Source organism: Serratia sp. MMO-28 (assembly GCF_037199905.1).
GTDB lineage: Bacteria > Pseudomonadota > Gammaproteobacteria > Enterobacterales > Enterobacteriaceae > Chania > Chania oryzae.
Map to the genome: position 1 here is coordinate 12,001 of NZ_JBBCVB010000036.1, position 24,580 is coordinate 36,580.

The window sequence follows — 24,580 nt, forward strand, 5'->3', positions numbered from 1 at the left end:
GCCATCAAACTGCGGTTATTAACGCTCAAAACCCCATTCAGACCATTTGCTTTTGATTTTCTCCTGCAACGGTAGCGGATAATTGGTGCTAAAACTCAGCACCTGCTCCAGCGGTTGGTTAACCTGTTGCTGGATTTGCAGGCAACTGTAGGCCACCAGGCCGCCGCGCCCACGTAGTTTAGTGGCGACATCCAGATAGATCTGCAAACCGGTACCATCAGAATCATACTGCGGGTAGTGGAATACGCCCTGCACCGGATTATTGCGTGTGGCCAGCGCCCAGGTCACTTTATTACTGTCATCCGGCGGAATATCTTCGCCGACAATAATCAGCTTGGCCGTGGTTTTACCGATATGGTGAGTCCAGAACACTTCGGCAATTTTGTCGATGAAGGCTTTGACCGTCATGCCGGTAATTTTGTGCCAATCGTCACGCACCCGGATCACCAGCCAGTGGGATGAAGCCTCCAGCGGGCTGAAACAGTCGATCACCGGCAGGCCCGACTTTTCGAAATAAACACGCGCGGTGGCGGAAAGGCAGAAGCAGCCGAGCATCAGCGTGGAGTCGATCGGGATCCCGGGAATGCAGATCGGCAAAATAGCGTTATCCCGAAAGGTGATACAGGTGATTTTTGCCAACGGCTTCAGGCCGGACTGGTTGGAAAGATAGCCCGGGAACTCGCCAAACGGGCCTTCTGCCACAGATTTGTCGGCGCTGACATACCCTTCGATGATGATTTCACATTCTGCTGGCACCAACACGTCACAGGTTTCCGCTTTGACCATGTCGATGCCGTGGCCGAGGAATGATGACGCATAGTTGTATTCATCATGCCAGGCGGGGGGCGCGGCGGAAAGCAGCATGGTGACTGCCGGAGGCACGCCAAGGGCAATCACAAACGGGCAATCTTTACCCTGGGCTGTCCACATATTGTAAATCATGCCGTTGTGCTGAAATGGCAGCCACAGGCCGACAATGTTGTTTTTCGAATAATGCGGGCCGCTGCCGTGCGGCACCCCCACCGAACTGCCGTGAGGGGGAGTAGGGTGCGGGCTGGGCGTCGGGTTGTTTTGCGGCAGTGAACCGGCGATCATCGCCCGGCTGAATGACCAATTGGTCCAGGCATCTTTGTCTACCGTGTAAGCATCCTCCGGCACCGGCACTCCCGGCGGGGTGCGGACCATGATCGCGCCCGCGGTTTGAAAGTAGCGGCCGCCGTCGCCATCGTGCAGGATCGGGGCAGGGATCTTGGTCATATCAACCTGATCGCCCTCCCATTTATTCTGTTTACACGGGGCAGTGGCGGGATCAACCATGATGGGCGGGTGCGGCTCCTGGCCGATGGCGTCCAGAAAGGCATCCTGGATCTCCAATAGTTGGGCATCTTCTGGCAGCCCCAACATCAGGGCCAATCGCTGCCAGCGTTTGCCCGGCTCACGGCTGACCGTGGGGCCCATCTCTGCAGCGCGGAAACCTGGGGCGCCTTTTACCTTGCTGAACAGCGGCATCGGGCTTTCTGTTTCACAGGCATGACGCAGGATGGCACCGATTTCCAAGTACCAGTCCACTTCATCGTCGATCGCCACTACCTCACCCTTGGACGCCAGCAGATCCAGATAGGCGCGGTAGGATTTCGGCACTTTATTGACATCAATCTTCAGTTTGCGTCGATTCATTTACCATTATCCTGTTGAGTAGCGCAGAGTTCATCGGCCAGCGCGAAAGACTGCGCCACGCCGGTCAGGGTCGGGTTCCAGGATCCGGGGCGTGGAAACAGCATGCTACCGAGCCCATAAACGTTGTGATAGCGGTGCATCCGGCCGTTGCAGGCGGTGACCGAAGTGAGCGGATCGTCTCCCATCCACAGCGTGCCAGCCTCATGGACTAACCCCTGATTGCGAATATTGTCGGGCGGTGAGTTTTTCCAGGTAAAACTGCCATCCGGGTTGTTGTGCTGGTATTCAAGTGGCGCATCGCCAGCCAAAGCGTACATCACGTCGTAGGTGGTTTTATCCATGGCATCCCAGAATTTGCTGTCGGTTTCCTGGAGCTGGATATAAACCTCGGCTTCCCCCTGCGCATTGGTGCTGACGTAATTCCAGGAGTTAACGGAGCGTTCCCCCAGAAACTCGCCCATGGAGTGCAGCATAAACACCACATAGTTCGGATCCTGATAGGTCGCCACCGCCTCGGGGGTGGAAGCATCCGGCAGAATGCGGTACAGCACGTCATAACTTTGTGCAGGCTGTGGGTTATGCACCACGCTGATATGCGTGTGCATCAGGCGATTGGTGGTTTTATCGATCCCCGGCAGGTAATAGGCAACGGTCTGTAACTGCTGCGTCAGCGCGGGCAGGCAACTGGCGGGAATACGTGCGGCCAGCCATGAGCGAATGTGCCCACACAGGTTTTTGCCTATCAGGGGATCCTGCGGGAAAGAGCGGGTGAGGATAAACCCGGCTTCCAGCGTATTACAGGCCAGGATCACCTGAGCTTTACCCACCTTCAGAGTACCGTCCTTGGTGATGATATCAGTGACAATGTCACTTTCAGCAATCAACTTTTCGACTTCGGCATTGACCACCACCCGCAGCTTGCCCGCGAACTTTTGCACATCGCTGACCAGCACCGAAATCGGTGAGAATTTGGCCCAGTCTTCCGGTGGCACGCCCTGGCCGGTCGCCATAGCGGAAAACAGAGCGCTGGGGCTGGGCTGTGGTTTGGCTCCGCTGATATTGGCTAACTGAGAGAACAGCCTCTCACTCATAAACTGATTCAATGACTGGTTGAGGTTGCCAGGCGTTGCCAGTGAATAACGCCGCCCCATAAATTCCCCGGTGGGATACCACTGTTTGTCGAGACTCTCGATGGCTTGCACTGGCCAATCGGGCATTTCGCTTTCGTCCGGCTGCGGCGTCCAGGCATTCCAGAACAGGGCGCGCCCCCCAACGTAAGGGATCTGCGGCATAAAATTCAGGCCGGGGGTGCCGTAATAGGTCCATGGCCGTGTCCCGACGCTGGTGTTGAGTTTGATATAAGCGGGGGGAATATTCTGGATATGGTCAGGGATCAGATAGTTACCTTTCTCCAGCACCAGAATACGCGCTTGCGGGTTATGCTGCAGCACTCGGTGGGTAAAACTGGTGCCATAGGCACCGCCGCCAATCACGATATAGTCAAAAGATTCCCCTTTGATCTCATCAAAACGGGAAAAGTAGATGTTGTCGACTTCGCTCATTTTTTGCTCCCGAAACACGATGCAGAACCCCGTCGCGCTGAACGGCGACGGGGATGATGGCTATGGGTAGTAAGCACGGCTCTGAATTGCCGCCGGGGCGGAGTTGAGGGTCTGCACGGCCACCGGAGCACAACCACCGATCAAGGCCTCCAGATCTTTACGCATTGGGTGGCTGCTGGTACCCAAGATCAGTTGCACCGCCTGGTGATGGCTGGCGGTGAGGAAGTAAGTGTCCATCGGTTGCAGAATATTCCAGCGACAGCCGATCAGCTTGCCATCATGTACACCGTATTCGGTTATAGGTGAAATGTTGCCGGGGATCGCTTTGATGCCCAGCGTGTTAACGATACAGGTGAAGATCGCGGTATTGGCATCTTGCGGATCGTCGACGCGGAATCCCCAGGTTTCTACCCACTCAGGCTGATAGATCGCCGCATCGCTGCGCACCGGGTTTTGTGACGCCAGGTTCACCTTAAAGCTGGTTTTGAATTTCGGTTCACCGAACAGTTGTTCCCCGGCGGCAATGGCGATAGGAGCATCGCAAGGCACCCAGACACGGTGGTTACCATACAGTTTGGTCTGATCGCCATCCTGAATGAAAGCCTGATACCCAATCGGCGCCAACTGATCTTTACGCTTCTCGGGATAAGCCACGATGTTTAATTCCAGTTCCTGGGTGATCGCAGCACCGCTGCTGCTCCATTGCTCGGGTGGAAGATTCAGGCCCGAAGCAAACTGCCCGGCATACAATTGGAAGTTGAAACTCACCATGGCTTTGTCACCAAACAGCGCTGGGCAGAGACCGGTGCCTTTCAGATAAGGTTCAACGCGGCTCACGGGAACCAGGTAATACACCCCGACATTGGTCAGCGATGCGTAGTAAAACGGCATGGTGAAGGGGGCCGGGATGCTGGGTAAATCATTCTGCGGACTCGACATGTTCATGGTTCCTGTCTGTTGAGAAGGATGGGCATTAGCGGCATGCGGGCAGGCCGCAGGGGCCGGGTAAGGCGCTGCTTTCAGTGCCGAAAGAATGTACAGCGGGTTGAAATACTGGCGCATCAGGGTGATCTGATGTTGCTCATTGAATTCGTAGCGGATTGCCCAGTCATAGTGATAGGGTGCTCGGGTGGATTTAGTGGTGCCTTGTTCACCCCCATAAGACATCGCCTGGTTGCCGCTAAAGAACGATCGCTCAATACCGGCACTGCCAAAGGTGACAGTGTCACCAAGTAGCGTCCAGAAACGGCTGAAACCTTCATGACCATAAAAGACGCCCAGATACGGGCATTCGCTGGGGCCGGAGATATCCCAGATCACGTTATCCGTCATGCAGGCCAGCGCCAGTGGCAGGTTGCCGGTGGAGTAGGCCTGTTGCAGCTGATCCAGCGTGGCCTCATTGCTGGAGCCTGCCGTGCTTGAGGCCGCCAGGAGCGCCTGCTTAGCGAAAGGCTGCTGGCTGGCGACGCTGTACTCAAAGGTAGGCGCGCAGTGGAACAGCGGTTTTCCAGGGAATGGATTGGCGGTGATCGCCCGGAAATCATCGCGCAGGGCGCACATGGCAACCACCGCCGCCATTAGCTTGTCAGGGGCACCGGTAAACGCCATTTGCAGGTTGCCTAGCAGTTCGCAATAGCGTTGATTAAAGCGGACGACGGCATCACGAACTTCCCCCGGAGGATAATCGGCGGCCTTGGCATTACCGTCGATCATCACCGCCCGGTTCCAGGGCACCGGAAACTCTGGCCCGGTCGGGCCACTGGCAACGGTATCCCCGGGCTTGTACAGCCGTTCATGGTAGAGCTGGCTGAAGCGGAAATAGTGGGCCAGTTCGTCTTCACCTACCACCCAGATATTGTGCTGGGTGCCTTCACCCTGATCGGTAATCAGCTTCATGGCCGCGATGGCGGTGCTCAGATTATGCACTTCGATGACGTTGCCACCGCCACCGTAATAAAATACGTCAGGGGGCACCTGCCGCAGTGGGTCGCCACAGAAGATCGCGGCTTCACCGTGCGCCTCCACGGCGGCACGCAGCCGCGATTCCACATACAGGTAAAACTCGCCGATGGTCATGTTACTGGGAACTTCACTGGCGATGGCTCCGGGGCGCACGTCTTTTGGATGCTCGATCACCATTCCCTGAAAGATGCCGCTTTTGGAAAATCCACACAAATGCACTTCAATCGCATCAATATCGTAAGGTAAACGTGCCGGGTAGTTGGGAAGAAACTCCGGGGAATCCACCGCCGGCGTGCCGCCGATGGCGTTAAGCAGGTTGGCCGTCAGCGTGAAGTGCAGCATTTCTTCCACCACGATCGAACGCAGGGTTTCGATAATGCGCCAGTCGACGTCGTCATTCAGGGTATACAGTAGCGTCAGATAGGGAGGAATGGTGGCGTGCTCCAGCACCATGGCGTTTTGTAACAACTCACGCAGTTCCAGCAGGTCTTGTTGCAGGCTTTTTTCGTCGCTCAGCTTCACATAGCCGAGCTGGGCAAACGACGTTTCGGCGAGTTGTATTTTCTTGGCTTGCGCGGTCATATTCATATCAATGTTTCCGTCCGAGTATGTGATCGGCAGTGGCGAGAGTCAGTGCCGTCATGGTCAGCGTAGGGTTCGAGGTGCCCAGCGTCGGCATGCTGCCGCAGCCAATGACATAAAGGTTGGCGTGATCCCAGCTCTGCTGATGCCGGTTGACCACCGAATTGTCAGGCCGGGTACCCATGCGGTGAGTGCCCGCGATGTGCCCGACGCCGGCCCAGACATAGCCTCGACCTTGCCAGGTGAAATAACCGGGATTACTGGCTGGGTATTGGGTGAAGTCCTCAATGTGCAACTGGCGGAACAGATCGCGGGCAACGTCACGGGCAAACACCATGCCGCGCTGGGTATAGTCATCCACGTTGTAGTGAAGCACCGGCCGGTAATTGCCTAAAGGATCGCGACAGCGATCGTCAATGGTGACCCGGTTGGCGGCGTTTGGCAGCTGTTCGGTCATCATGTCGAGGCGGATTTGCCGCGGCAGATCCTGCCCAAGGCGCTGCCGGAGCGCTGTGCCGTACAGCTTCTCGCCATCCACCAGATCCCGCGTGCTGTCTACCGGTTCGTTGCGTGGCCAACTCCAGCCCCAGTTACCGATCTCCAGCACAAACGCGGCGCGATCGCGACGGAACTCGCCTCCACGGTAGTTAACCAGCGTGGAGGTCAGGCCCGGTCCACGGAATGCGCCGATGGCCTGAGGAGACAGCCCCCAGGATAAGATGGCCGGGTGATCCATCAGGTTACGCCCCAGCTCTCCGCTGGACTGGCAAGCCCGTGACGCCAGCAGCAACACCGCGTTTTCGATCGCGTTGGCACCCAGAATGAACAGATCGCCATGCAGCGTGATATCAACATGTGCGTTACTGCTGTCGTTCAGCCACACTTTGCAGTCCAGTGCGCGGATATGGCCGTTTTCCGGTGCGATATGCAGGCGCGAAGCCACGGTTTGGATCAGCAGATCGGCATCGGTTTCTACCAGCGTTTTCAACGCGTTGTAACGCGCCTGTATCGGGCAGATCGGTATACAACTGGAATTGCCCATGCAGCGTTGACCCACCGCCGGGTTACCCACTGCACCGCGTGGCGTGTAGCCGTCATTGGGGACGCTGTTTCTGCCCTGAGGGATGGAGCGGATCTGAGCGGCTCTATCGGTACCGGGCAAAGGGGCATTGGCCAACCCGGCAATCATCCACTGATCCAGATAGCTCTGCGGAATTTTGTGCATCGGATAGCGGTAATCGGGGCCAAAGTGGATATCGTGATATTGCTGTTCCTGTACGTCGGCCGAAACGCCAATCTCCCATTCCGCCAATGCGTAGTACGGCAGCAAATCGTCATAGGTCAGCGGCCAGTCCACGCCGCGGCCAAACAGGGTAGCCATGGCAAAATCCTGGGGCAGCATACGTGGGCAACTGCCAAACCAGTGCAGAGAGGTGCCGCCCAGCCGGCGGGTATAGTTACTCTCAAAGGGATAGGGGCCTGCTTGAACGAAATACCCTTTGTGGGACAGATGGCCCGGTGTGATGGGCTCAACATCGGTCACCTCCGGTTGCGGGGCGTTAGGCGAGTTAGGATAGGGTGAATTGGGGGTTTTGGCGGAGGCCACCATAAACGTCTGCACATGTTCCAGGTTTTGGCTGAAGCGGGTTTCGCCGGTCCCGGCTTCGACGATCAGCACTCTGCGGCCAGCTTTGACCAGCTGTTTGGCCATAATGCAGCCCGCAAACCCCGAACCGACAATCACCGCGTCGTAGTGCCGAGCGGTAGCTTGTTGCCAGCTAATTTGCTGCATAGGGTTCTCCATTCAGATCCTGCAGAATGTTGTGCGCAGCCCAGCAGGTCAGCGCTGACATGGTGAGGGTCGGGTTAGAGGTCCCCATATTGATCATATTGCCGCAGCCCACCAGGTAGAGATTGCTGTGTTCCCAGGTGCGCTGGTATTTATTCACCACCGAGTTGCCGGGGGAATCTCCCATACAGTGGGTTCCGGCAAAGTGCCCGGCACCGTTAAAGGTGAGGGTTTTACCATCTGGGCAGGTGAAGGCACCGGCGGCCTCTTTCGGGTAGTTCGAGCAGTTTTTGATCCCGGCCTTGTCAAAAATCGCCATGGCCGTCTCAAAAGCGCTGGAAAAACCAGCCCGGGTATAAGGTGACAGGTCGTAGTGGATCACCGGGCGGTAGTTACCCAAAGCATCTTTGTAGGCCGGATCGATAGTGACGCGGTTTTCGTACTCTGGCAGTTGCTCCACCAGAATGCCGAACCGGAACTGGCGTGAAACATCCACTTCAAGTTGCTGGCGCAACGCTTTGCCAAACTGTTGCTGATTATCCACCAGATCGAGCACATTGCTCAGTGGCGCACCGGTCGGCCACAGCCAGCCATCGTTACCCATTTCGAAGCGGTATGGAGCATGGTATTTGCGAAAGCTGCCACCGCGCAGATCCTCAATGCCAGAGGTTGCCAGCGGGCCACGCAATGGCCACATCGGCGTACTGGCCAGCCCCCAGGTGAGCAACTCGGGGTGATCCATCAGATGCCGGCCGACCAGATCGTTACCTTTACAGGCATCGGAGGCCAGCAACAGTATCGCATTAGCCACAGCGTGGGCCGCCAGGACATAGCGCTTACCGCGCACCCGATGCAGAGTGTAGGTGGGATCTTGCGGGCTGAGATAATGTTTGAACTGGACGTCAGCGATCTCTTTGCTGTCGGGGTTTATGGTCAACTGGTAGGCAACGCTGCGCAGCAGGATATCCAGCTTGTCGTGGTTGGCCGCATCGAGGGTTTTCAGCGCGCTATATTTGGCCTGGATCGGGCAAATCGGGACGCAGCTCGAATTCCCCATACAGCGATGACCTATGCTGGCATTGCCCACCGCGCCCTTGGGTTGATAGCCATGGCCGTGGTTGTAGGCGGCATTCGGGATGCCATTACGTGATGCCGGGGTTCCTCGCACCTTCAGGGTGTAACTCTGGCCATCATCTTCAACCTGCATGCCGTCGATGCGGCTGGCGAGCTGTTTGTCGCTCCAGCTCGCAGGCAGGCCATGCATCGGATAGACGTAATCGGTTGGAAAGGTCACCCCGAGGTAAGACTGTTCATCAACATTGGCGGAAACGCCCAGTTCGCGTTCAGCCTCACGATACCAAGGCTCCAGATCCTGGTAGCTGATCGGCCAGTCGATCCCCACGCCATAAAGCGATTTTAAATGGAAATCCTCCGGCAACATGCGTAACGAGGTGCCCAACCAGTGCAGAGTCGTGCCGCCGAGGTAACGAGTATAGGTAGAGCTGTACGGCAGCGGCCCGCACTGGACGAAGTAACCTTTATCGTTGGGACGATCGGGGGGGATTTTGGCAACTTCTGTTTCAAGCGGCTCCGGAGCGTTGGGGTTAACCGGGTAGGGGGCATTGGGGATTTTTATGGTGGCGGTGTAGAAGGTGTTGAGATAATCCAGGTAGCCTTGATAATCCACGCCGATGCCGGTACCGGCTTCGACAATCAGACAACGTTTACCTGCCTGCGTCAGGGTTTTCGCGACGATCGCCCCTGAGATCCCACCACCGACGATCACCACATCATACTCAGTGATTGCGGCCTGTTCTGGCGTGATGATATTCATAATTTCACCACCGTGGTTGCGACAGGGGGCTCGGACCAGGCGCCAAAGCCTTGCTGTTTGGCACCTTGTGGATGAGCATGAATCGCATTCCAGACCAGCCCTTGCTGATAGCTGTTAGCACTGGGAATGACCGTGTCGTTAGGATCGTCAGAGGGAAACCATTGGCCCAAATACCACAGCTTGATGATGCTGCGCACCAGCAGTGACATTTTTTCTGAAGCGAGGAGGTGGGTTGTAATAAAGGCTTGGCGTTGTTCGTTTTCTGCGGGCATTTTGCTACAGGTTGAGAGCAGGAGCAGAAGGTTTTCTGTAGCGTGGGTTTGTACCCAGTCAAAATAAAAAGCCGCTTGCCCAGTACCTAATAATTCAAAACGGTCAAATCCGGTTAATACGCTAGAAATCTCAACAAATTGTTGCAGTGCCGCATCGGATGCAAGTTCATTGCTCATAATTTGCTACCTGTATAGGAATTTTATTGTGACGATATATAATCGCCGCCGGGTAAAATAGTAAAACAGGATGCTTTAATCATTTACATTCATTTGTATCAGTGGTTGATGGTGCTGTAACAGATTGAATCCCCATTGAAATTTAACATTTTTACTGCTGACCTTTAGCGCGTACACCCATCTGCGCCATTATAAAAATAGCGATGATTTATCTCTCAAGATGTTGAATTAAAAGGATCCCAAAAGTCATTACGCAGGTGAAAAAAAACCAGAAGCGCAAGATGACGTTTCGAAGTCATTTATATAATTATATTAAATTAGATAATTACTGTGATAATTAAAAAGAGCAACACACAACGTGCCAGGATGGCGCAGGAAAGCTGTGCCTCACTAAAAATAATAAGTGTGAGTATTGTAAAAATTTTAATAATTTATATGTTTCATTACCCGCCAACGCTTTATAACTCAGTTTAATCTGATGGCCGATTCGGAGTTTTCTAAATATGGTATGCGAGGCCACATTCTGCAAGGTTAAGTATTAATAAAGTGTTTTTTACTGTAAATTTAATTTATTATGGACTATAAATCTGTTTATTTTTAATTTAAAGCACCATAAACCACAATGTGTTTAAGAACGCTCCACATCGTATTGCTGCCTTCTGCGTGCATTTTGATGAAATCAGTAAGACAATGACGGCCGCTGTTTGTCAGATTTTACGTAGCGCGATCAAAAACAAGGGGCATCTATGTCAATCCGGCTAGGGCCATTACTACGTTTGCTAGCGTTCTGTCCTGCTAGTTGTTGTTAGAGGACTATATTTAGACTATATTTAAACTTATTTGCTCTGTGAGGTTACTATGAAAGTTGAAACCATAAGTTACGTGAAAAAGAACGCCGCATCGCTCGATCTGGAGGAGCCGATTCTGGTCACTCAAAACGGAGTTCCGGCGTATGTGATTGAGTCCTACGAGGCACAGCAGGAGCGCCAAAATGCTATCGCGCTGTTAAAGCTGCTGACTCTCTCAGAGAAAGACAAGACAGACGGCAATATCCTCAGTAAAGAACAACTGTTGACGGGGCTGTAATGGCGGCTGTGATCCAGTACACACTTACGGTAAAAGTCTGCATTGAAGATATTGCCAACCACTTACGCCGTATCGAAGCAGCACCAAAGGAAGTGATCAGCGGCATCATTGAGCACTTCGAAAACCGAGTCAGTAATTTTCCGCTTGGATGTCAGGTATGCCCGGAATTACTCAAGATAGGTTGCGCAAAATACCGTGAGTGCAACACCCCAGACGGCTACAGAGTGTTGTACTCGGTAGAAGATAATGTAATAACGGCACACGCGATACTGTCTCACAAGCAGGATATCCAGAATTTATTATTTAAGCGTCTTATAAGCATTTAACGGCCAGGTGTGAGTGTGAGCCAGCGGCGGTCAATGACATCCTGTAGAGTTTTGGAGTGGGAGGAAATTGACTGATCCAAATAGCCAGATTCCATGCATCGTCACTTAGGTGCGCATAATGTACGACTCGTTATGTTGAAAAGGCCGCTGCGAAAATCGAATCCCGCAGCGGCCTCTTTAGCATAACGTCATTGTGCGAACCAATTTATATAGAAATGAAAAACTCCTCCTCATTTCTTCTTTTATAATTGTCATCCCATATGAGTTTTATTCGGTATTTAGTTTTACTTCCAAAGCTTATTCCCGCTAAAATTTCAATCCCATGTTGCGGGTGTAATACCTCATATGGAAATTTATCTTCTACATCATGCATTGAAAGATATTCATTTCCATCGTTATCAGGGAAATGAATCTCTATATTTTTAGCCTCAACCCTCCCTCTATTAAATATCTTGAGCCTATAGTTGTTTTTGGCTATTTTTACGAGGCGAGCACCAAGCTCAGCTTTCATCTCATTAATTGCTGACTTTGTTTCTTTTTCCAGAAGCAACTTACGTAACCTGTCTTGCTCATCCTTCATAACCTTTTGTTCTCTATCGCTTTTTCTCGATTTCATTTCTGACGATATGATAGTGTAAATCGATACTACAAGCGCAGCTAAAGCGATGGCATCACTTGTTGTCATTATTTGATCCTTATATTCTTACTTCCCTTAAATGCCTTTTTGAGCATGTCGTTAAACTGTTTTTGAATGTCTTTTGTTAACTCTTCTTTTATTTCATCTACATGAGCGTCAATACTCACCCCGTTTTCTTGGATTAACTCATCATTAGTAAATTCTTTCCCGCAGCCTACACATCTAACGACCTCAGACTCTTCCTCGTGTTCCATCTCTGTATTTCCGCACACAGGACATAGCAGGGTAATGTTTCTATTGTATTTCTCAGGATTCAGTTTCATATGTTTCCTCTCTTCTACGTTTTATTGATTACCAGTAATATGAATTTCTTCTGTGCCACCAATAAAGCAGGCCATATCCGACAATAAGAATCCCGAAGAACATCAGAGACATTCCCCAGCCAGTTCCATACCACGAAACCATATCATCGAAAACCAGCCCACCCGTTTCACGAACTCCGGCAGCTTCCTTAAGAATTGGCTTGAATACCGGGATCAGAAGGGCGATCGCCAGTGGAGCACCCCAGCGAATAAGGCCAGTTTCCATTTTGATCCCGAAAAAGATCCCCGCACCGACAACAAGCAGCCAGACTATCAGGCCAGGCGCAGTTTCCAGTGCTGTTTGCCATTCAACATCGAAAGTTTTCATTAGCCAGGCAACAACTGCCAGACAGAAAGCAAATACGCCCACGACAACCAGTTCAACGCCGCTTGTTTCGTTATTTCTACTCATCCTTTTGATCCTTTTTCACTGTTCAAAATTCGCACAATAAAGAACGTGCAGTGTTGGTAATACTGCACGTTTGTCTCATTCCTGAGACTGTTAATCCTTTTACTCTTCTCCAGACACCGCTTTTTTCATAAACATTTTAGTACTGTAAGTGTATGAACTTAAGGCAGAAACCTGCCTTGCGAGTGCCAGAATATCTTGTTTTTCCAGTGTCCTGATGTTCCACACGATGAAATTATGTGCGTTAGTGGTTTCTTCATCAGTATATCCATCCGCAGAAGTGATTAGCTTCCGCTCGGTAGCTTCTTCTTTAACATCAAGAGCATAGCCATAAGCTAAGGTGTTTAAGTCTGCACCCGTAATTTTAGCTATCTGAATGATGTCACTGAATTTAGGTTCAGTTTTGCCGGACGCTATCCTGACCAGCGTACTCACGCTAATGCCAGTCTTCTCGGCCAGTTCTTCATAAGTCGAGTGTTCCAGAATTACCTTTTTGATACGTTCTGCTCTCTGTTTGTCCGCCATAACTTCATGCTCATTGTTGCCCATCTACTTGGCTCCATCTTAACAGTGGTTTTTCAATAGTTAGATTTGATACTCATTTCTGACAATTTAAACATTGCAAATGTATTGACTGTCAGATCTGAGCATATTACATTGTGACCATTCAATCTGCTCACAAATGACTATTGACACATATTTTGATGGGTGTGACTACTTATGATCGACTGGTTTACCGGAATCCTGCCTTGCACACACCGACCGTTACCGGCTGGTAGTGTCGTCAGCGTCGATGCTGACGGTGCAGTGGAGTGGGAAACAGTAAAACGGTTGACCGTTCGCGGTTCGCATGAGTCCACAATGAAAGTAAGGTCTGTTGGATCTGATGGTGAAGGTCGGGCAACACATCTCTACATTGACGGTAATCCATCAAAGTTTTTGCAAGGTCACTCTGTTATCGGTTCCGACGATTTGCAAGGGTTGGTGTTAACAGCTTACGCCAGAATATTGGCATTACTGCATATTCCTCATGATCTACCATCCTATCGGCAGGTCATGGAAGGGCAATTTAAGATCTCGCGCATCGATATCAATTACATGTATTCATTGTCAACATTAGAAAATGTCCGCGCATGGTTATATGCCGCAGAATTTAAAGCTAAAACTCGCCACGGTCGCGCCTGTGGTAAAGGTGGCACTGTTTACTTAGGGAAAAACTCCCGTCGTTGGAGCCTGAAATTTTATTCAAAATATGATGAGCATACATCTGGCAAAAAAGGGCACCAGATGGCAGACGAATTCGTTAAAGCTGGTTTACTGGACTGGTCAAAAGATAAATTACGCATTGAATTAACATTAAGAACAACTGAATTAATTGATTTGAATCTTACGCTTGGTAATAGCTGGAATATTGAGACGCCCAATAAATTATTCTCTGACTATGTAGGGAGAATAGAAATGAATCAAAATACTATATTAACTGATGAAAAAATAATTAATCTCCCAAGAAAAATACAGTCTACATATTTATTGTGGAAGCAGGGCGCGAACATGAAAGAGATGTTACCGAAACCTACATTCTACCGACACCGTAAAGAATTACTTTCTTTCGGAATAGATATTAACTTTTATTGTGAGTCACCGGATTCTAATAACGTTGTTCCGTTGGTTCGTACTCTTGAAGCCAAACCAGCCAAAATTCCATCATGGGTTTATGAGAAAGGTTTAATTTTCGATTATAACCGTATTTCACATGCCAGTAACTGGCATTAAAGGAGAGTGATATGTCTAATTATGGTCTTTTTGTAAAAGGTAAAATGCTTGGTGCTCGCCAGCGTAATAAGGTCAATGGTCAGGGATACTATAATGAAATTGGTGTTGGCTTAGAGATTCCTGATGGTTTTGGCGGCACTAAGCAAGACCAGATTATTATTCGTGTATCTCAGGCTCTTGTTAATGCCGGTGTAATGAATCAGGCAAATAATTTTATCGGTAAGTTAGTCCAGATACCTGTATATGTTCGCGTCTGGTCAATGGAGGGGAGGGAAGGAGTAACTTATAACATTTCATCAGATGGCGGCATTACTGAAATAAAAGGCTGATTATGGATACATCAGGTTTCGATATTCAGTTTGATAATCATATTCCTGAAAATGGTTACCGTATTGAAGGTTATTTATGTAATGCGAACAATGCAAAAGAATGTCAGGCAATAATGGTACGTTCTGAACCATTTCATCAAATTGATTATTCTGCAATGGGAAATTACTGGACATTAGGTTTTGGCTCTGTCCTGCTGCTCTGGCTTTTTTCTGTAGGTGTGGGACAGGTAATAAAGATGGTTCGTACTGCTTGAATGCGAACCTTTAAAATGTAATGGAGATAGAGTTATGTTTAAAAAAATCGTTAGTTTTCTGGCTGTACCTGCATTAATGGCTGTTTCTGGCGCGACTTTCGCTGCAGAAGGAGCGGCATCAAGTGGTGTTGATTTATCGCCGCTGACGAACAGCATTGATTTCAGTACAGTTCTGGTTGCGATTATGGCCGTTGCTGCTTCACTGGTAACACTTTATGCCGGTGTCGCTGGCGTTCGCTGGGTATTGCGTACCGTTAAATCCGCATAAATTCATTATTCATGGGCGATGCAATATCGCCCGTTTTACTTGAGGTTATTATGGAGATTGAATTATGGAAATTGGGTTCCCTTTTATGGGGGATCGTCTCAGCTTATGTCGTTATTCTTGGGCTAAGAGGCTGACGGTTTATTCCTTTATTTTTTCCTTTCTCTGGGTTTCCTTTCCCCGATATTCATATTCATTTGTACCAGCAATTGCAGCAGTGGCTGCGCGGGCTGTTATTCCTAAAGTCGTTGGCCGGGTGCTTGTTCGTCGCTTTGCTGCCAATGATGCGATTTATACGGCATCACAGCTTACAGCAACCCGTGTTTTTGTTGGCCGCGCTGCGGCTAATGCTGCCGAATACTTGCCTGCTGCCTCATCATACAAAATGAGCGGTGTTGCAACGTGGGCGGGTATTGCTGCTGCTGTATCATCTTTTGTTCCGTCTTCTTTGAGTTCATCTGACGGCTCGGTAATGGTAATGACTAACGGTAAAAAGATTTCCGATAATTTATATGAAGTAACGTACAGTGGTCAAAGTGGTGAAAGTAAGACGATAACCGTTAATTTTGAACCACAGGAATTAAGTCCGGTAATCCTTCATGTTAGTCGTAATAATGTGGATGCGGGTTCTCCAGTTGTAGGTGTTGAAACAGGATATTCCACGCCAGATAATGCACTTTATTATTATCAGGATTCGAAAGAGCTAATTTATTACTATGGTGATAATCCAACTGAAATTGCCAGAAATTATCTTAATGACTATAACTCGCGTACTTATACTGAAACACTAACGAATTTTGAACGCACTGTGACGAATAAAGTTGTCAACAGTAATGGAGATGTATCCTTTACTGAACAGAATTATAAGTTTACTTATCCTTCCTCATTTTATGAAATACCTGAGATTACACACTTGTATAGCAACCCGGCCGCATCTTCATTTCCCGCAGGTATTCCCATGTATGAAAATGTAGCAGGGCTTCCCATGTATTACAGCGTTGCTTATTTAACAGCAGGAAAGCAATATCAGTATCACAACACGCCTTGTAAAACGACTAATCAGTCAAATGGTGGATATTCGACGATTTGCGCCGTTCCTGAAAAAGAGGATTACACCGCAAAAGATATTGATGAAAAGAGTGAGCTTACTATCTGGACCAATACCAAATATAAAGCCATGACGGAAGTACTGGAGGCAGGAAATATTGAGTCCATGATTGATTATCTGGAGTATCTTGATAGTGTTAGTGTATCGCCAGCACTTCTTGCCGACATGATTAACGAGCTGTGGTCTGAAGCTGCCGTTAATGCCGATTATAACGGCTTACCGTTTAAAGAGGTTTCACCGGCTGAAGTAACTTCTGCGATGTCGGAACTTAGGCTATCTCCAACGTTATTAGATATGCTTTCACCTGTATCTGACAGTGCAGGGGCTGACGTCAATATTGATATTACCATTAATAACAACTCAGGATCTGACACTGGAAATAATGGCAATATAGATTTGGGAGAAGATCCCGGTGTAAAAGAGCCTGAGCTTGAAGAAACGCCAACGGCAAGAGATATTTTAACGCCAATTATTAACTTGTTGCCTTTTACAAACGAATTTAACATCGGCTCTCATTCAGCATCCTGCCCCGTTGTTGAATTCAGCGTGTTTAATCACCAGTACAGAATTGACTCCCATTGTCCGTTAATTGAGCAGAACAGAAGCGCCGTAGAAACCATATTTCTGATTATATGGGGATTTGTTGCGCTCCGTATTATTCTGAGTGCCTAAAGGAGTGCAACTATGTTTGGGATTCTGATTAGTGCATTAAATACTTTGTTAGGTTTTGTATTCCGGTCATTGATTATTAAATTCGTCGTATTCTTTGCGCTGTATTTTGTAGTCCAGGGCTTCGTTGAAATCCTTGTTGAGTTACTGCCAGATTCAAGCAATCTCTCATCGCTGTTTGCCAATTTATCAGACGGATTCTGGTACTTCATTAACCTGAGTAAATTACCACAGGGGATTAGTATGATTATCTCCGCAATGGCTACTCGTTTTATTATTCGACGTATTCCTGTTATAGGGTGAGTTATGGCTATTTCTGCATATATTGGCATACCCGGCTCAGGAAAAAGTTATGAAGCCGTTTGCAATGTCATTATTCCGGCATTTACCAGCGGCCGGAGAGTTGTGACGAACATTTATGGTTTACAAAAAGATAAAATCACCGAACGTTATCCTGATGCAACGGGAGAAATTATTGTTGTGGATAATGATGATGTGCTTAAAGCAGATTTCTTTCCTTTTAAAGGTGGGGAAGGGAGCTTTTGCCAGTTTGGTGATTTAATTGTTATTGATGAAGCATGGCGAATCTTCGGTAGCGATAAGGATATGACGGCTGAGAAGAAATCATTTATTGCTGAACATCGTCATTTTACGCACCCTGAAACGGGTATTAGCTGTGATTTGGTTATTGTAAATCAGTCACTTTCTAATATTGCTCGCTTTCTGAAAGACAAAATAGAAACAACTTACCGGATGCGCAAGCTGAAAGCGTTGGGCCTGAATAATCATTACTGCATTGACGTATATTCAGGCCACAAAATCTATAAAAGCAACCTCGTCACCAGTTATCGCAATAAATATAACCCTGATATTTTTGAACTTTACAAAAGTTATGAAGGAAATAACGGTAATGAAAAGCAGACAGATAAACGCCAGAGCATCTGGAATTCTGGCAAAGTCAGGTTCTTTCTTGTGCTTTTTCCATTGATGTTTATCGGGTCAGGCTGGCTGATTTACTCATTTTTCAGCACGTTTGGCCGAAGCGATCCCTCGCCAGATTTGACTACAACAGATGTACGTGATGCGGCCATGTTTCGTTCTTCCGCTGCTACTCCAGCACCAGATACTCCCTCAGAACCAGCTGAACCGCCACTTTCAACCGAGTGGCGTATATCAGGGAGAATGACCAGTGAAGGCAGGGCGTTTGTGATTCTTGTTAACGGTGCCGGTGTTTTGCGTGCCGTTCCTGCATCCAGTTTTAATTACAAAGGGATGTTGATGAGCGGAATTATTGATGGTGAGCGTGTGACGCTTTATACGGGGAAAAAATAGTGAAAAAGATTTTACTCGCATTAACGCTACTATTTTCTTCATGTGCTTTCGCAGGGTCAGAGCTTGAATTAAATAAAGTCAAGCTACCGGAGGCTATTTCTCTTATTTACAGTGAGGTGCTTAAAGTCCCGTATATGCTAGATCCACAGCTTGTTAATGATGAACGAATGATTACATTCAGGTTAACACCTGATATTGATGAACGGGAATTTGTAACCCGTTATCTTGGCAATATGAACATTCGAATATGGACGAAAAAGGGTGTTGATTTTATCGCGCCCTATACGCCGAAAGAGCCGGTTAAGCCACGTTATACATGGACTTATACGCCTCAGTACCGTTCTGTTGCCTACCTGTCTGATATTCTTGGCGGCTACGTTTCAGGCTCCTTCAATAACAGTGGAGCCGTGATTTCTGACGATTCGCTAAAAGGTTCATCAGGGGCAAGCAACTACATCAATCGAACCGGTGATATTCTGGTTTATTATGGTACGAAAGAGGATATCGCCATCCTGAAAACACTGGTCACTTCGCTGGATACGATGAGTGATGAAGTGGTTGTTTCTGGTTATGTTTTTGAGGTTCAGACCTCGCAGTCTGACGGCTCCGGCATTCTTTTAGCGGCTAAAATTCTGTCTGATAAATTCAATATTTCAGTTGGTGCTGCCGGACTGGATAATTTTATCAATATTCGAACCGGCTCCATTGATGCCATTTTCAATCTGCTGAAAACCGACAGTCGTTTTACTGTTGTCAGTGCGCCACGACTGCGGGTAAAAAATAATGCCTCAGCGTCTTTTTCAGTCGGCTCTGATGTGCCAGTACTGGGCAGTGTTACGGTGAATAACAATACGACAACGCAATCCGTTGAATATCGTTCCAGCGGTGTTTTGTTTAACGTGACGCCATCAATCAAAAGTCGGACAATGGATCTCAAGATTCAGCAGCAGCTTTCCAACTTTGTGACCACTGAAACCGGCGTCAATAACTCGCCAACCCTTATCAAGCGTGATGTAACAACCGAAGTCAGCCTTGCAGATGGTGATATTATTTTACTTGGTGGCCTTGCTGAACAGAAAGACAGTAAGGCCAGTTCCGGCTGGAGCTTCTTCGGTTCCCGTACCAGTGAAAGCAACAAGACTGATATTATGGTGGTGCTTCAGGTCAGAAAGGTTGACCGGAGCAGGGCGACGCCCCGCAGCGCCGCGAGGAGCGGTGAACTGTTCCGGGACAACCTGAACTGATTGTATGGATTTTTATTATGGCGTTAACTTTTATGGGGTATGAACAGTACGACATCTTCTAGGTATTCAGTTACTTAGAGGATTTATTATGTCTGTAAAAAATAAGGCGCGTGACCGACTTCCCGGTGGCCGCCTTAAGTCTTATCGTCGTGTAGGTTCACATTTTGCCAGTTGTGCCAGATGGTTTGATAAATCGCCGTCCTGGTATCGCAATATGATGATGACCAGGCCTGAGCGCCGTGAAGTCAGAAGGCTTCTCAATCAGGTAATGCGTGGTCATGATGCTGACGGCATTGCTTTTCCGGTCAGTCATCGTCCGTTTGTTTATTGGTGGTGAATTTCGTACGCACGAAATTTCACGCATAAACACCAGACAAAAAATCGTTAACTGTCTGTTTTGAAAGATAACGCCGGTCAGTGACAAAACTTGTTTTGTTGCTGTCCGGGGTTGGCCAAGCCGTACAGTTTCCATTTTCAGCGTTATGGCTGATTCGGCGCGGCAGCATTCATCGGGGCTTATCATGGAAAAATTCATGACACATCAGGAGCTGAAAGTGATGCTTCTCAAAGATCCAGCATTCCGGGCTGCTTATGAAGCTGAGAGCCAGAACCCGCAATCCGGTTACCAGATTATCCGGCATCATGGTGATGGCACTGAAGAAGTGGTGTTTGATTCTCGTGTATCAGGTACAGATTTACCAACTAACTGGATGAACAGGCCTGATTGGTGAGGTCAGGCCGTTCACTTACTGCTGACAGACATTTGATTCTGATTCGTTTGGAGAAACGGATGATTTTGAATCACTGTCGATAGTAGCCAGTTGACGGCCAGTGTCAACGATTCCCGCCAGATTCTGCCATCCTTACCATTGGTGCGCATAATGTATATTATGTTAAATGAATACTTTGTTTGCAGCCAGCCACTTCCTTATCTGCCCTCTCTTTTTGTTAATCCGTCTTTTCACTCATACTGCTTTGTAGATTATGGTGTTTCAGAATGTCTACCTCAATAAACGCACTGAACAAATCTGATTGCTGGTCGTACATAAAATCGATCGACCAGCATTGATACAGTGCTTAATTTACAAACTTCGCGACAGTCTGAGCCAATGCTGCTCCTACAGCGAGCACATGCCTTTGTGCTGTAATGTCGTGCAATTGCCCTTCGTCATCGAATGCTTGGTGCGCGGAACCGAGAGCAAAGGAATTTGGAATGACCAAAACACCAAGCTTATCCAGAACGGTACGCATCCCCATTTGTGAACGTAACCCACCAAGCAGACCTGGCGATGCAGAAACCAGTGCAGCAACTTTGCCCGCGAACAATGTGGTGCCAAGGCTACCATTTACTTGTGGGCGGCTAATCCAGTCAATCGCATTTTTCAATAGCGCCGTATATCCACCGTTATATTCAGGAGTGGCAATCAGTAACGCATCATGCTGCGCGATCAGTTCTTGTAACTCGATAGCTCCTTTCGGTAAACCGTGCTCCAGTTCTTCATCACCATCGTAGATCGGCAACTGAAATTCTGCTAACCGCACAACAGTAACTTCCGCACCGGCGTCTACCGCACCCTGCACGGCCAACTTGAGAAGTTGTTGATTGAGTGATTCACGTCGATTGCTACCGCAAAATGCCAGTATTCGTATCGTCATTGATAATATTCTCCAAAAAAAGTGAGGCCAGAATTACTGCAAATGAGATGGTGGTGCTTTATATTCAATTGCTCCATCTGGAAGAAAAAACATTATTAACGCTTTTCCTTTCACTGTTGGGAAATGTTCACTCATTGGCTCGAAGACTCGCCATCCTGATGTGGTGCCACAGAAATTAGCATCACGCTCGAGTGGAACGATCATATTGATCTCTCCTTTTGTATGGCAATGGTATTGACCTTTTACATTGTATAGGAGACCACTTTCAACACTCATACCTGCCGTATTAAAATCAGGATCCGCAAGACGACCACGTCGATAATTCGGCCCTGCTATCTCATCATAAGCCACCCATCCCTCTTCAACACCGAGCTGTAACAAACGTGATAATGTCTGATAAGTACTGGTATTAGTGCCGTAATGTGCATTCAAGTATTCTGATAGTTCATTATTAAGTGGCATTCCACGAATTGAGTCACATATTCCGTAAACGATTTCAAGCAACTCTTTTTTGTGCTTTTCACTGTATGACATAGGTGAATTTCCTTATCCTTGCGATGTTGACTGATACAGCCCTGCTCCTTATCGAACAGGGCTAGTTTTATTAAGATATTATGTATCTAATTCGACTCGCATCTCCAAACTCCATAATAGAAGCAGGTTGGCAATGCCGTTAATCTTCTTCAGCCGAATAAATAACATATTCAAAAGGCTTGGCATCATAGGTTGGTGCCGTGTTGTTAACATTTCCTGATGCAGGAGTTGGGCTCGCGTTTAACGTTCCTGGCATGATTTCGAAGTTTGGCGTGAACTTGACCAAGGTACTTTTGAGCTGCTCGTAGGCGGTACGATCACCCTCAAATTTAGCCTTGCCTGCTGTTTCCAATGCCTCAAACGTGCTGGTTCCCATCATGACACTATTAAGATCAGAACGGTTAACGGTAATGGTGAGCGTCGGTTTTTTAGCCTGATAACCAACAATATTTGTCAGCGTTGCATTGCTCATTTCTATCAGGTATTTCTCATTATTATCTGGTGTAACCAAGTTAATGGTGAAATTCATGCCATCGGCACGCTGACTGTCCATGCTATTACCCCAGCGTGGCCAGCTATGAGAAGCAAACATCACTTGCACATCATCACCGAACTTATAGAGTGCGTTATTGATTTGCTTTGACCAATTAAGCGCATTGCGAATTTCAGCACCGCGCAAGGTGTAGATATTGTGAATGGTCCCTGTCACGTTCTCCGCTGCCCAGAAAGCTTTAAACTGTGGGAAGTAGGTGTTCATTTCCGCCGGAGCTTCCGTATCAGGGGTATTTTGGAACACCATCTTGACCCCATCTATTGTCACCTCTTCAAAGTCCTTGGTAATCAAACGGGTCGGTGCAATCAACCCGGTATTACCATTAGCGACATTCTTGCCTATCGCCTGATCAACATGACCAAATGGACTACGATCAAGTAACACTGCATACTGGTACTGAATTCGTCTTGCCATCGCGTTACCGGAAAAAACGTTCTCGGAGATGGCTGCTTCCATAAAATGTTCTGGGGCAATAATAGGAACTTTGCCGCTTTGCACATCTTTCTCATCCACTACGCCACGCACCCCACCAAAGTGATCAGCATGCGAATGGGAAAAGACGACTGCCACTACGGGGCGTTTACCCAGCTTCTCATTCGCAAATGCCAGAGCCGCCGCCGCGGTTTCTTTTGCCGTCAGCGGATCAAAGATGATCCAGCCAGTATCGCCTTTAATCAAAGTCATGTTCGCCAGATCAAACCCGCGAACCTGATATATTTTGCCGGGAAGCACTTCATACAGGCCATAAGCCATATTAAGCACCGCTTGACGCTGCAGGGAAGGATTTATACTGGTGAATTCTTTGCCTTGCAGAAGGAACTCATAGCTCTCCATATCCCAGGCGACGTTTCCTGCATCTGCCATAATCTGCTTAAAAGGGGGTTTAGCGATGAATCCCTTTTTTGACTCTTCAAAATCACGGGTGTCTTCAAAAGGTAAAGACTTTTTCACTTGATTATACAGATCAACAGTGAATTTTGACGGTGGTTTCCCTTGTGGATGAAAATGCTTTTGGGAGCTATCGGAGTAAATATCAACACCATCGCTGGCTGCATGAACAAGGCTGAGAGTATTAGCCGCGATAATAATGGCGGTAAATTGTGCCACTTTACTTAATTTCATAGAAATATCCTTAAAACAAAATTGATAATATGATTTGCAATTGATTCTGTTATCAGTTTTTACCAGGTAATACCGATCCCGGTATAAAAGCCTGATGTTGCCACGTCATAGATAAAACCATCGTTCTGATAATTGATGGAAACGTATCGGTAGCCTAACTTGCCAATCACATCTGAACGAAAGGCGTAATTCACCCCACCAAGCAATTGCCAGGTTAAATTTGAACCTGAACTGGCTCCGCCAATATCGGCATAACCGACAACGCTCCATTGCCGATCGAAACTGTGTGTAACTCGCACCCCGGCATAGGGATCAACCCAATGCTTACGTTCTGAAAAGTTCCGGGAGATTGCGCTGCCTGGTAGTAAAGGTGAAGTCAGTTGAGCATCTATGTTCCAACTGACGATGTTATAACGGAGCCCCGCCAAGGTATCCACAGTGGTTGTACCTTCAAGAACACGGTAATAACCGGCGGCAGCATACTGTTGCTGCGTGATATTGCCATCTGCCGAAAGGCCTATCAGCCCATTGGGGCCTGAAATCCCACCATGATCAGAGACTCTAAGATAAATACCATCCAGTAGTAAGCCCCAACGGTTATAGCGTGCTTCAAACGCAGCCATTCCACCGATATCCATCCGATCCCAAATGTCAGAAAAACTCTGATCGAACGACTGACCATTGCCTGGGCCTCTATCTACACCGAGAGTACCGCGTTGGCCGGTAGCCCAAATATAGGGGGTGATTTCATAGTGCCATTGGTCAGTATTCACATCGTTTACTGCGGCTTGAGTGAGGGGAGTGAATAAAGAGGTGAGTCCTAAAATTAACCCGGAGCAACCTATCTTTTGAGGATAAATGTCTTTATTTCTCATTTGAATTTCCTGTATAAATAACACCCAAAAATAAAAATACCATCTGGGAATCTTTTGGGGTAAAAATAAGCGGAACGTGAATTTTTGGAGCTCCATGGTATTGCCAGAACGCTTAAGGGGGGGGCTGTATAGCCCCCTTCCCCAAGCCTCGATCCTTTTGTTGGTATAAACGTTCGAGTCTTGGCTTTCTG

At 48.2% G+C, this 24,580-nt stretch carries 26 protein-coding genes; 12 read left to right on the top strand and 14 right to left on the bottom strand.

Annotation, left to right across the window (positions count from 1 at the left end; genetic code table 11):
• Window positions 1–18: 18 nt before the first annotated feature.
• The 6 genes from WG891_RS23400 to WG891_RS23425 are packed head-to-tail and all read right to left on the bottom strand — an operon-like array spanning window position 19 to window position 9,855.
• Window positions 19–1,677, bottom strand: a complete 1,659-nt coding sequence (locus WG891_RS23400; protein ID WP_337264700.1) for a UbiD family decarboxylase — start codon at window positions 1,675–1,677, stop codon at window positions 19–21.
• On the bottom strand, window positions 1,674–3,239 hold the full coding sequence (locus WG891_RS23405; RefSeq protein WP_337264701.1) for a GMC oxidoreductase: 1,566 nt from the start codon (window positions 3,237–3,239) through the stop codon (window positions 1,674–1,676). Before WG891_RS23405 ends, WG891_RS23400 begins: the two co-directional genes overlap by 4 nt.
• A gap of 60 nt (window positions 3,240–3,299) precedes the next feature.
• Entirely contained in the window at window positions 3,300–5,789 is a 2,490-nt protein-coding gene (locus WG891_RS23410; RefSeq protein WP_337264702.1) for a ferritin-like domain-containing protein, read from the bottom strand.
• A gap of 1 nt (window position 5,790) precedes the next feature.
• Complete coding sequence (locus tag WG891_RS23415) at window positions 5,791–7,575, bottom strand: GMC family oxidoreductase (protein WP_337264703.1); 1,785 nt, start codon at window positions 7,573–7,575, stop codon at window positions 5,791–5,793.
• Window positions 7,562–9,406 (bottom strand): GMC family oxidoreductase, encoded by a 1,845-nt coding sequence (locus WG891_RS23420; RefSeq protein WP_337264704.1) that lies wholly within the window; start codon window positions 9,404–9,406, stop codon window positions 7,562–7,564. Before WG891_RS23420 ends, WG891_RS23415 begins: the two co-directional genes overlap by 14 nt.
• Window positions 9,403–9,855: a hypothetical protein gene (locus tag WG891_RS23425; RefSeq protein WP_337264705.1), complete on the bottom strand. Its 453-nt coding sequence runs from the start codon at window positions 9,853–9,855 to the stop codon at window positions 9,403–9,405. Before WG891_RS23425 ends, WG891_RS23420 begins: the two co-directional genes overlap by 4 nt.
• Window positions 9,856–10,713: 858 nt before the next feature.
• On the opposite strand from WG891_RS23425, the gene WG891_RS23430 reads away from it, so the two are divergent.
• Both WG891_RS23430 and WG891_RS23435 read left to right on the top strand, forming a co-directional pair.
• Window positions 10,714–10,941 (top strand): type II toxin-antitoxin system Phd/YefM family antitoxin, encoded by a 228-nt coding sequence (locus WG891_RS23430; RefSeq protein ID WP_337264706.1) that lies wholly within the window; start codon window positions 10,714–10,716, stop codon window positions 10,939–10,941.
• Window positions 10,941–11,267 (top strand): type II toxin-antitoxin system RelE/ParE family toxin, encoded by a 327-nt coding sequence (locus WG891_RS23435; protein WP_337264707.1) that lies wholly within the window; start codon window positions 10,941–10,943, stop codon window positions 11,265–11,267. The genes WG891_RS23430 and WG891_RS23435 overlap by 1 nt, the downstream gene beginning before the upstream one ends.
• A 205-nt stretch (window positions 11,268–11,472) precedes the next feature.
• Here the strand turns inward: WG891_RS23435 and WG891_RS23440 are convergent, their stop codons facing one another.
• The 4 genes from WG891_RS23440 to WG891_RS23455 all read right to left on the bottom strand — a co-directional run bounded on the left by WG891_RS23440 (window position 11,473) and on the right by WG891_RS23455 (window position 13,224).
• Window positions 11,473–11,952 (bottom strand): hypothetical protein, encoded by a 480-nt coding sequence (locus WG891_RS23440; protein ID WP_313851259.1) that lies wholly within the window; start codon window positions 11,950–11,952, stop codon window positions 11,473–11,475.
• A complete protein-coding gene (locus WG891_RS23445; RefSeq protein WP_000773941.1) occupies window positions 11,952–12,227 on the bottom strand; it encodes an ECs_2282 family putative zinc-binding protein in 276 nt (91 codons plus the stop codon). Before WG891_RS23445 ends, WG891_RS23440 begins: the two co-directional genes overlap by 1 nt.
• 28 nt (window positions 12,228–12,255) lie before the next feature.
• On the bottom strand, window positions 12,256–12,678 hold the full coding sequence (locus WG891_RS23450) for a hypothetical protein (RefSeq protein ID WP_000089312.1): 423 nt from the start codon (window positions 12,676–12,678) through the stop codon (window positions 12,256–12,258).
• 99 nt (window positions 12,679–12,777) lie between these two features.
• The gene (locus tag WG891_RS23455; protein ID WP_000527682.1) at window positions 12,778–13,224 is read right to left on the bottom strand and encodes a helix-turn-helix domain-containing protein; all 447 of its coding nucleotides are present in this window, start codon (window positions 13,222–13,224) and stop codon (window positions 12,778–12,780) included.
• Window positions 13,225–13,395: 171 nt separating this feature from the next.
• Between WG891_RS23455 and WG891_RS23460 the strand changes: the two genes are divergently transcribed.
• The 10 genes from WG891_RS23460 (at window position 13,396) to WG891_RS23505 (ending at window position 20,380) form a co-directional block, all read left to right on the top strand.
• Window positions 13,396–14,448: a phage/plasmid replication protein, II/X family gene (locus WG891_RS23460; RefSeq protein ID WP_000568107.1), complete on the top strand. Its 1,053-nt coding sequence runs from the start codon at window positions 13,396–13,398 to the stop codon at window positions 14,446–14,448.
• An 11-nt stretch (window positions 14,449–14,459) separates the two neighbouring features.
• A complete protein-coding gene (locus WG891_RS23465) occupies window positions 14,460–14,777 on the top strand; it encodes a DNA-binding protein (protein WP_000073835.1) in 318 nt (105 codons plus the stop codon).
• A gap of 2 nt (window positions 14,778–14,779) precedes the next feature.
• A complete protein-coding gene (locus tag WG891_RS23470) occupies window positions 14,780–15,031 on the top strand; it encodes a membrane protein (protein WP_000381239.1) in 252 nt (83 codons plus the stop codon).
• 34 nt (window positions 15,032–15,065) lie between these two features.
• The gene (locus WG891_RS23475; protein ID WP_000473544.1) at window positions 15,066–15,299 is read left to right on the top strand and encodes a hypothetical protein; all 234 of its coding nucleotides are present in this window, start codon (window positions 15,066–15,068) and stop codon (window positions 15,297–15,299) included.
• 214 nt (window positions 15,300–15,513) lie between these two features.
• Window positions 15,514–17,076, top strand: a complete 1,563-nt coding sequence (locus WG891_RS23480) for a hypothetical protein (protein WP_230201740.1) — start codon at window positions 15,514–15,516, stop codon at window positions 17,074–17,076.
• 12 nt (window positions 17,077–17,088) lie between these two features.
• Entirely contained in the window at window positions 17,089–17,376 is a 288-nt protein-coding gene (locus WG891_RS23485) for a DUF2523 domain-containing protein (RefSeq protein WP_000467041.1), read from the top strand.
• Window positions 17,377–17,379: 3 nt separating this feature from the next.
• Window positions 17,380–18,405, top strand: coding sequence for a zonular occludens toxin family protein (locus tag WG891_RS23490; protein WP_001007923.1), 1,026 nt, complete (start codon window positions 17,380–17,382; stop codon window positions 18,403–18,405).
• Window positions 18,405–19,649 carry a type II secretion system protein GspD gene (locus WG891_RS23495; RefSeq protein ID WP_337264708.1) on the top strand — a complete coding sequence of 415 codons (1,245 nt, stop codon included), beginning with the start codon at window positions 18,405–18,407 and terminating at the stop codon, window positions 19,647–19,649. The genes WG891_RS23490 and WG891_RS23495 overlap by 1 nt, the downstream gene beginning before the upstream one ends.
• Window positions 19,650–19,737: 88 nt before the next feature.
• On the top strand, window positions 19,738–19,986 hold the full coding sequence (locus tag WG891_RS23500; RefSeq protein WP_001399975.1) for a hypothetical protein: 249 nt from the start codon (window positions 19,738–19,740) through the stop codon (window positions 19,984–19,986).
• Between the two features lie 196 nt (window positions 19,987–20,182).
• Complete coding sequence (locus tag WG891_RS23505; protein WP_001298440.1) at window positions 20,183–20,380, top strand: hypothetical protein; 198 nt, start codon at window positions 20,183–20,185, stop codon at window positions 20,378–20,380.
• A 346-nt stretch (window positions 20,381–20,726) separates the two neighbouring features.
• Here WG891_RS23505 and WG891_RS23510 read toward each other — a convergent pair whose 3' ends face one another.
• The 4 genes from WG891_RS23510 to WG891_RS23525 all read right to left on the bottom strand — a co-directional run bounded on the left by WG891_RS23510 (window position 20,727) and on the right by WG891_RS23525 (window position 24,485).
• The gene (locus tag WG891_RS23510; RefSeq protein WP_337264709.1) at window positions 20,727–21,305 is read right to left on the bottom strand and encodes an NADPH-dependent FMN reductase; all 579 of its coding nucleotides are present in this window, start codon (window positions 21,303–21,305) and stop codon (window positions 20,727–20,729) included.
• Window positions 21,306–21,338: 33 nt separating this feature from the next.
• On the bottom strand, window positions 21,339–21,839 hold the full coding sequence (locus WG891_RS23515) for a 4-hydroxylaminobenzoate lyase (protein WP_337264710.1): 501 nt from the start codon (window positions 21,837–21,839) through the stop codon (window positions 21,339–21,341).
• A gap of 139 nt (window positions 21,840–21,978) precedes the next feature.
• Entirely contained in the window at window positions 21,979–23,514 is a 1,536-nt protein-coding gene (locus tag WG891_RS23520; RefSeq protein ID WP_337264711.1) for an alkyl/aryl-sulfatase, read from the bottom strand.
• 59 nt (window positions 23,515–23,573) lie between these two features.
• Complete coding sequence (locus WG891_RS23525; protein WP_337264712.1) at window positions 23,574–24,485, bottom strand: hypothetical protein; 912 nt, start codon at window positions 24,483–24,485, stop codon at window positions 23,574–23,576.
• Window positions 24,486–24,580 lie beyond the last annotated feature (95 nt).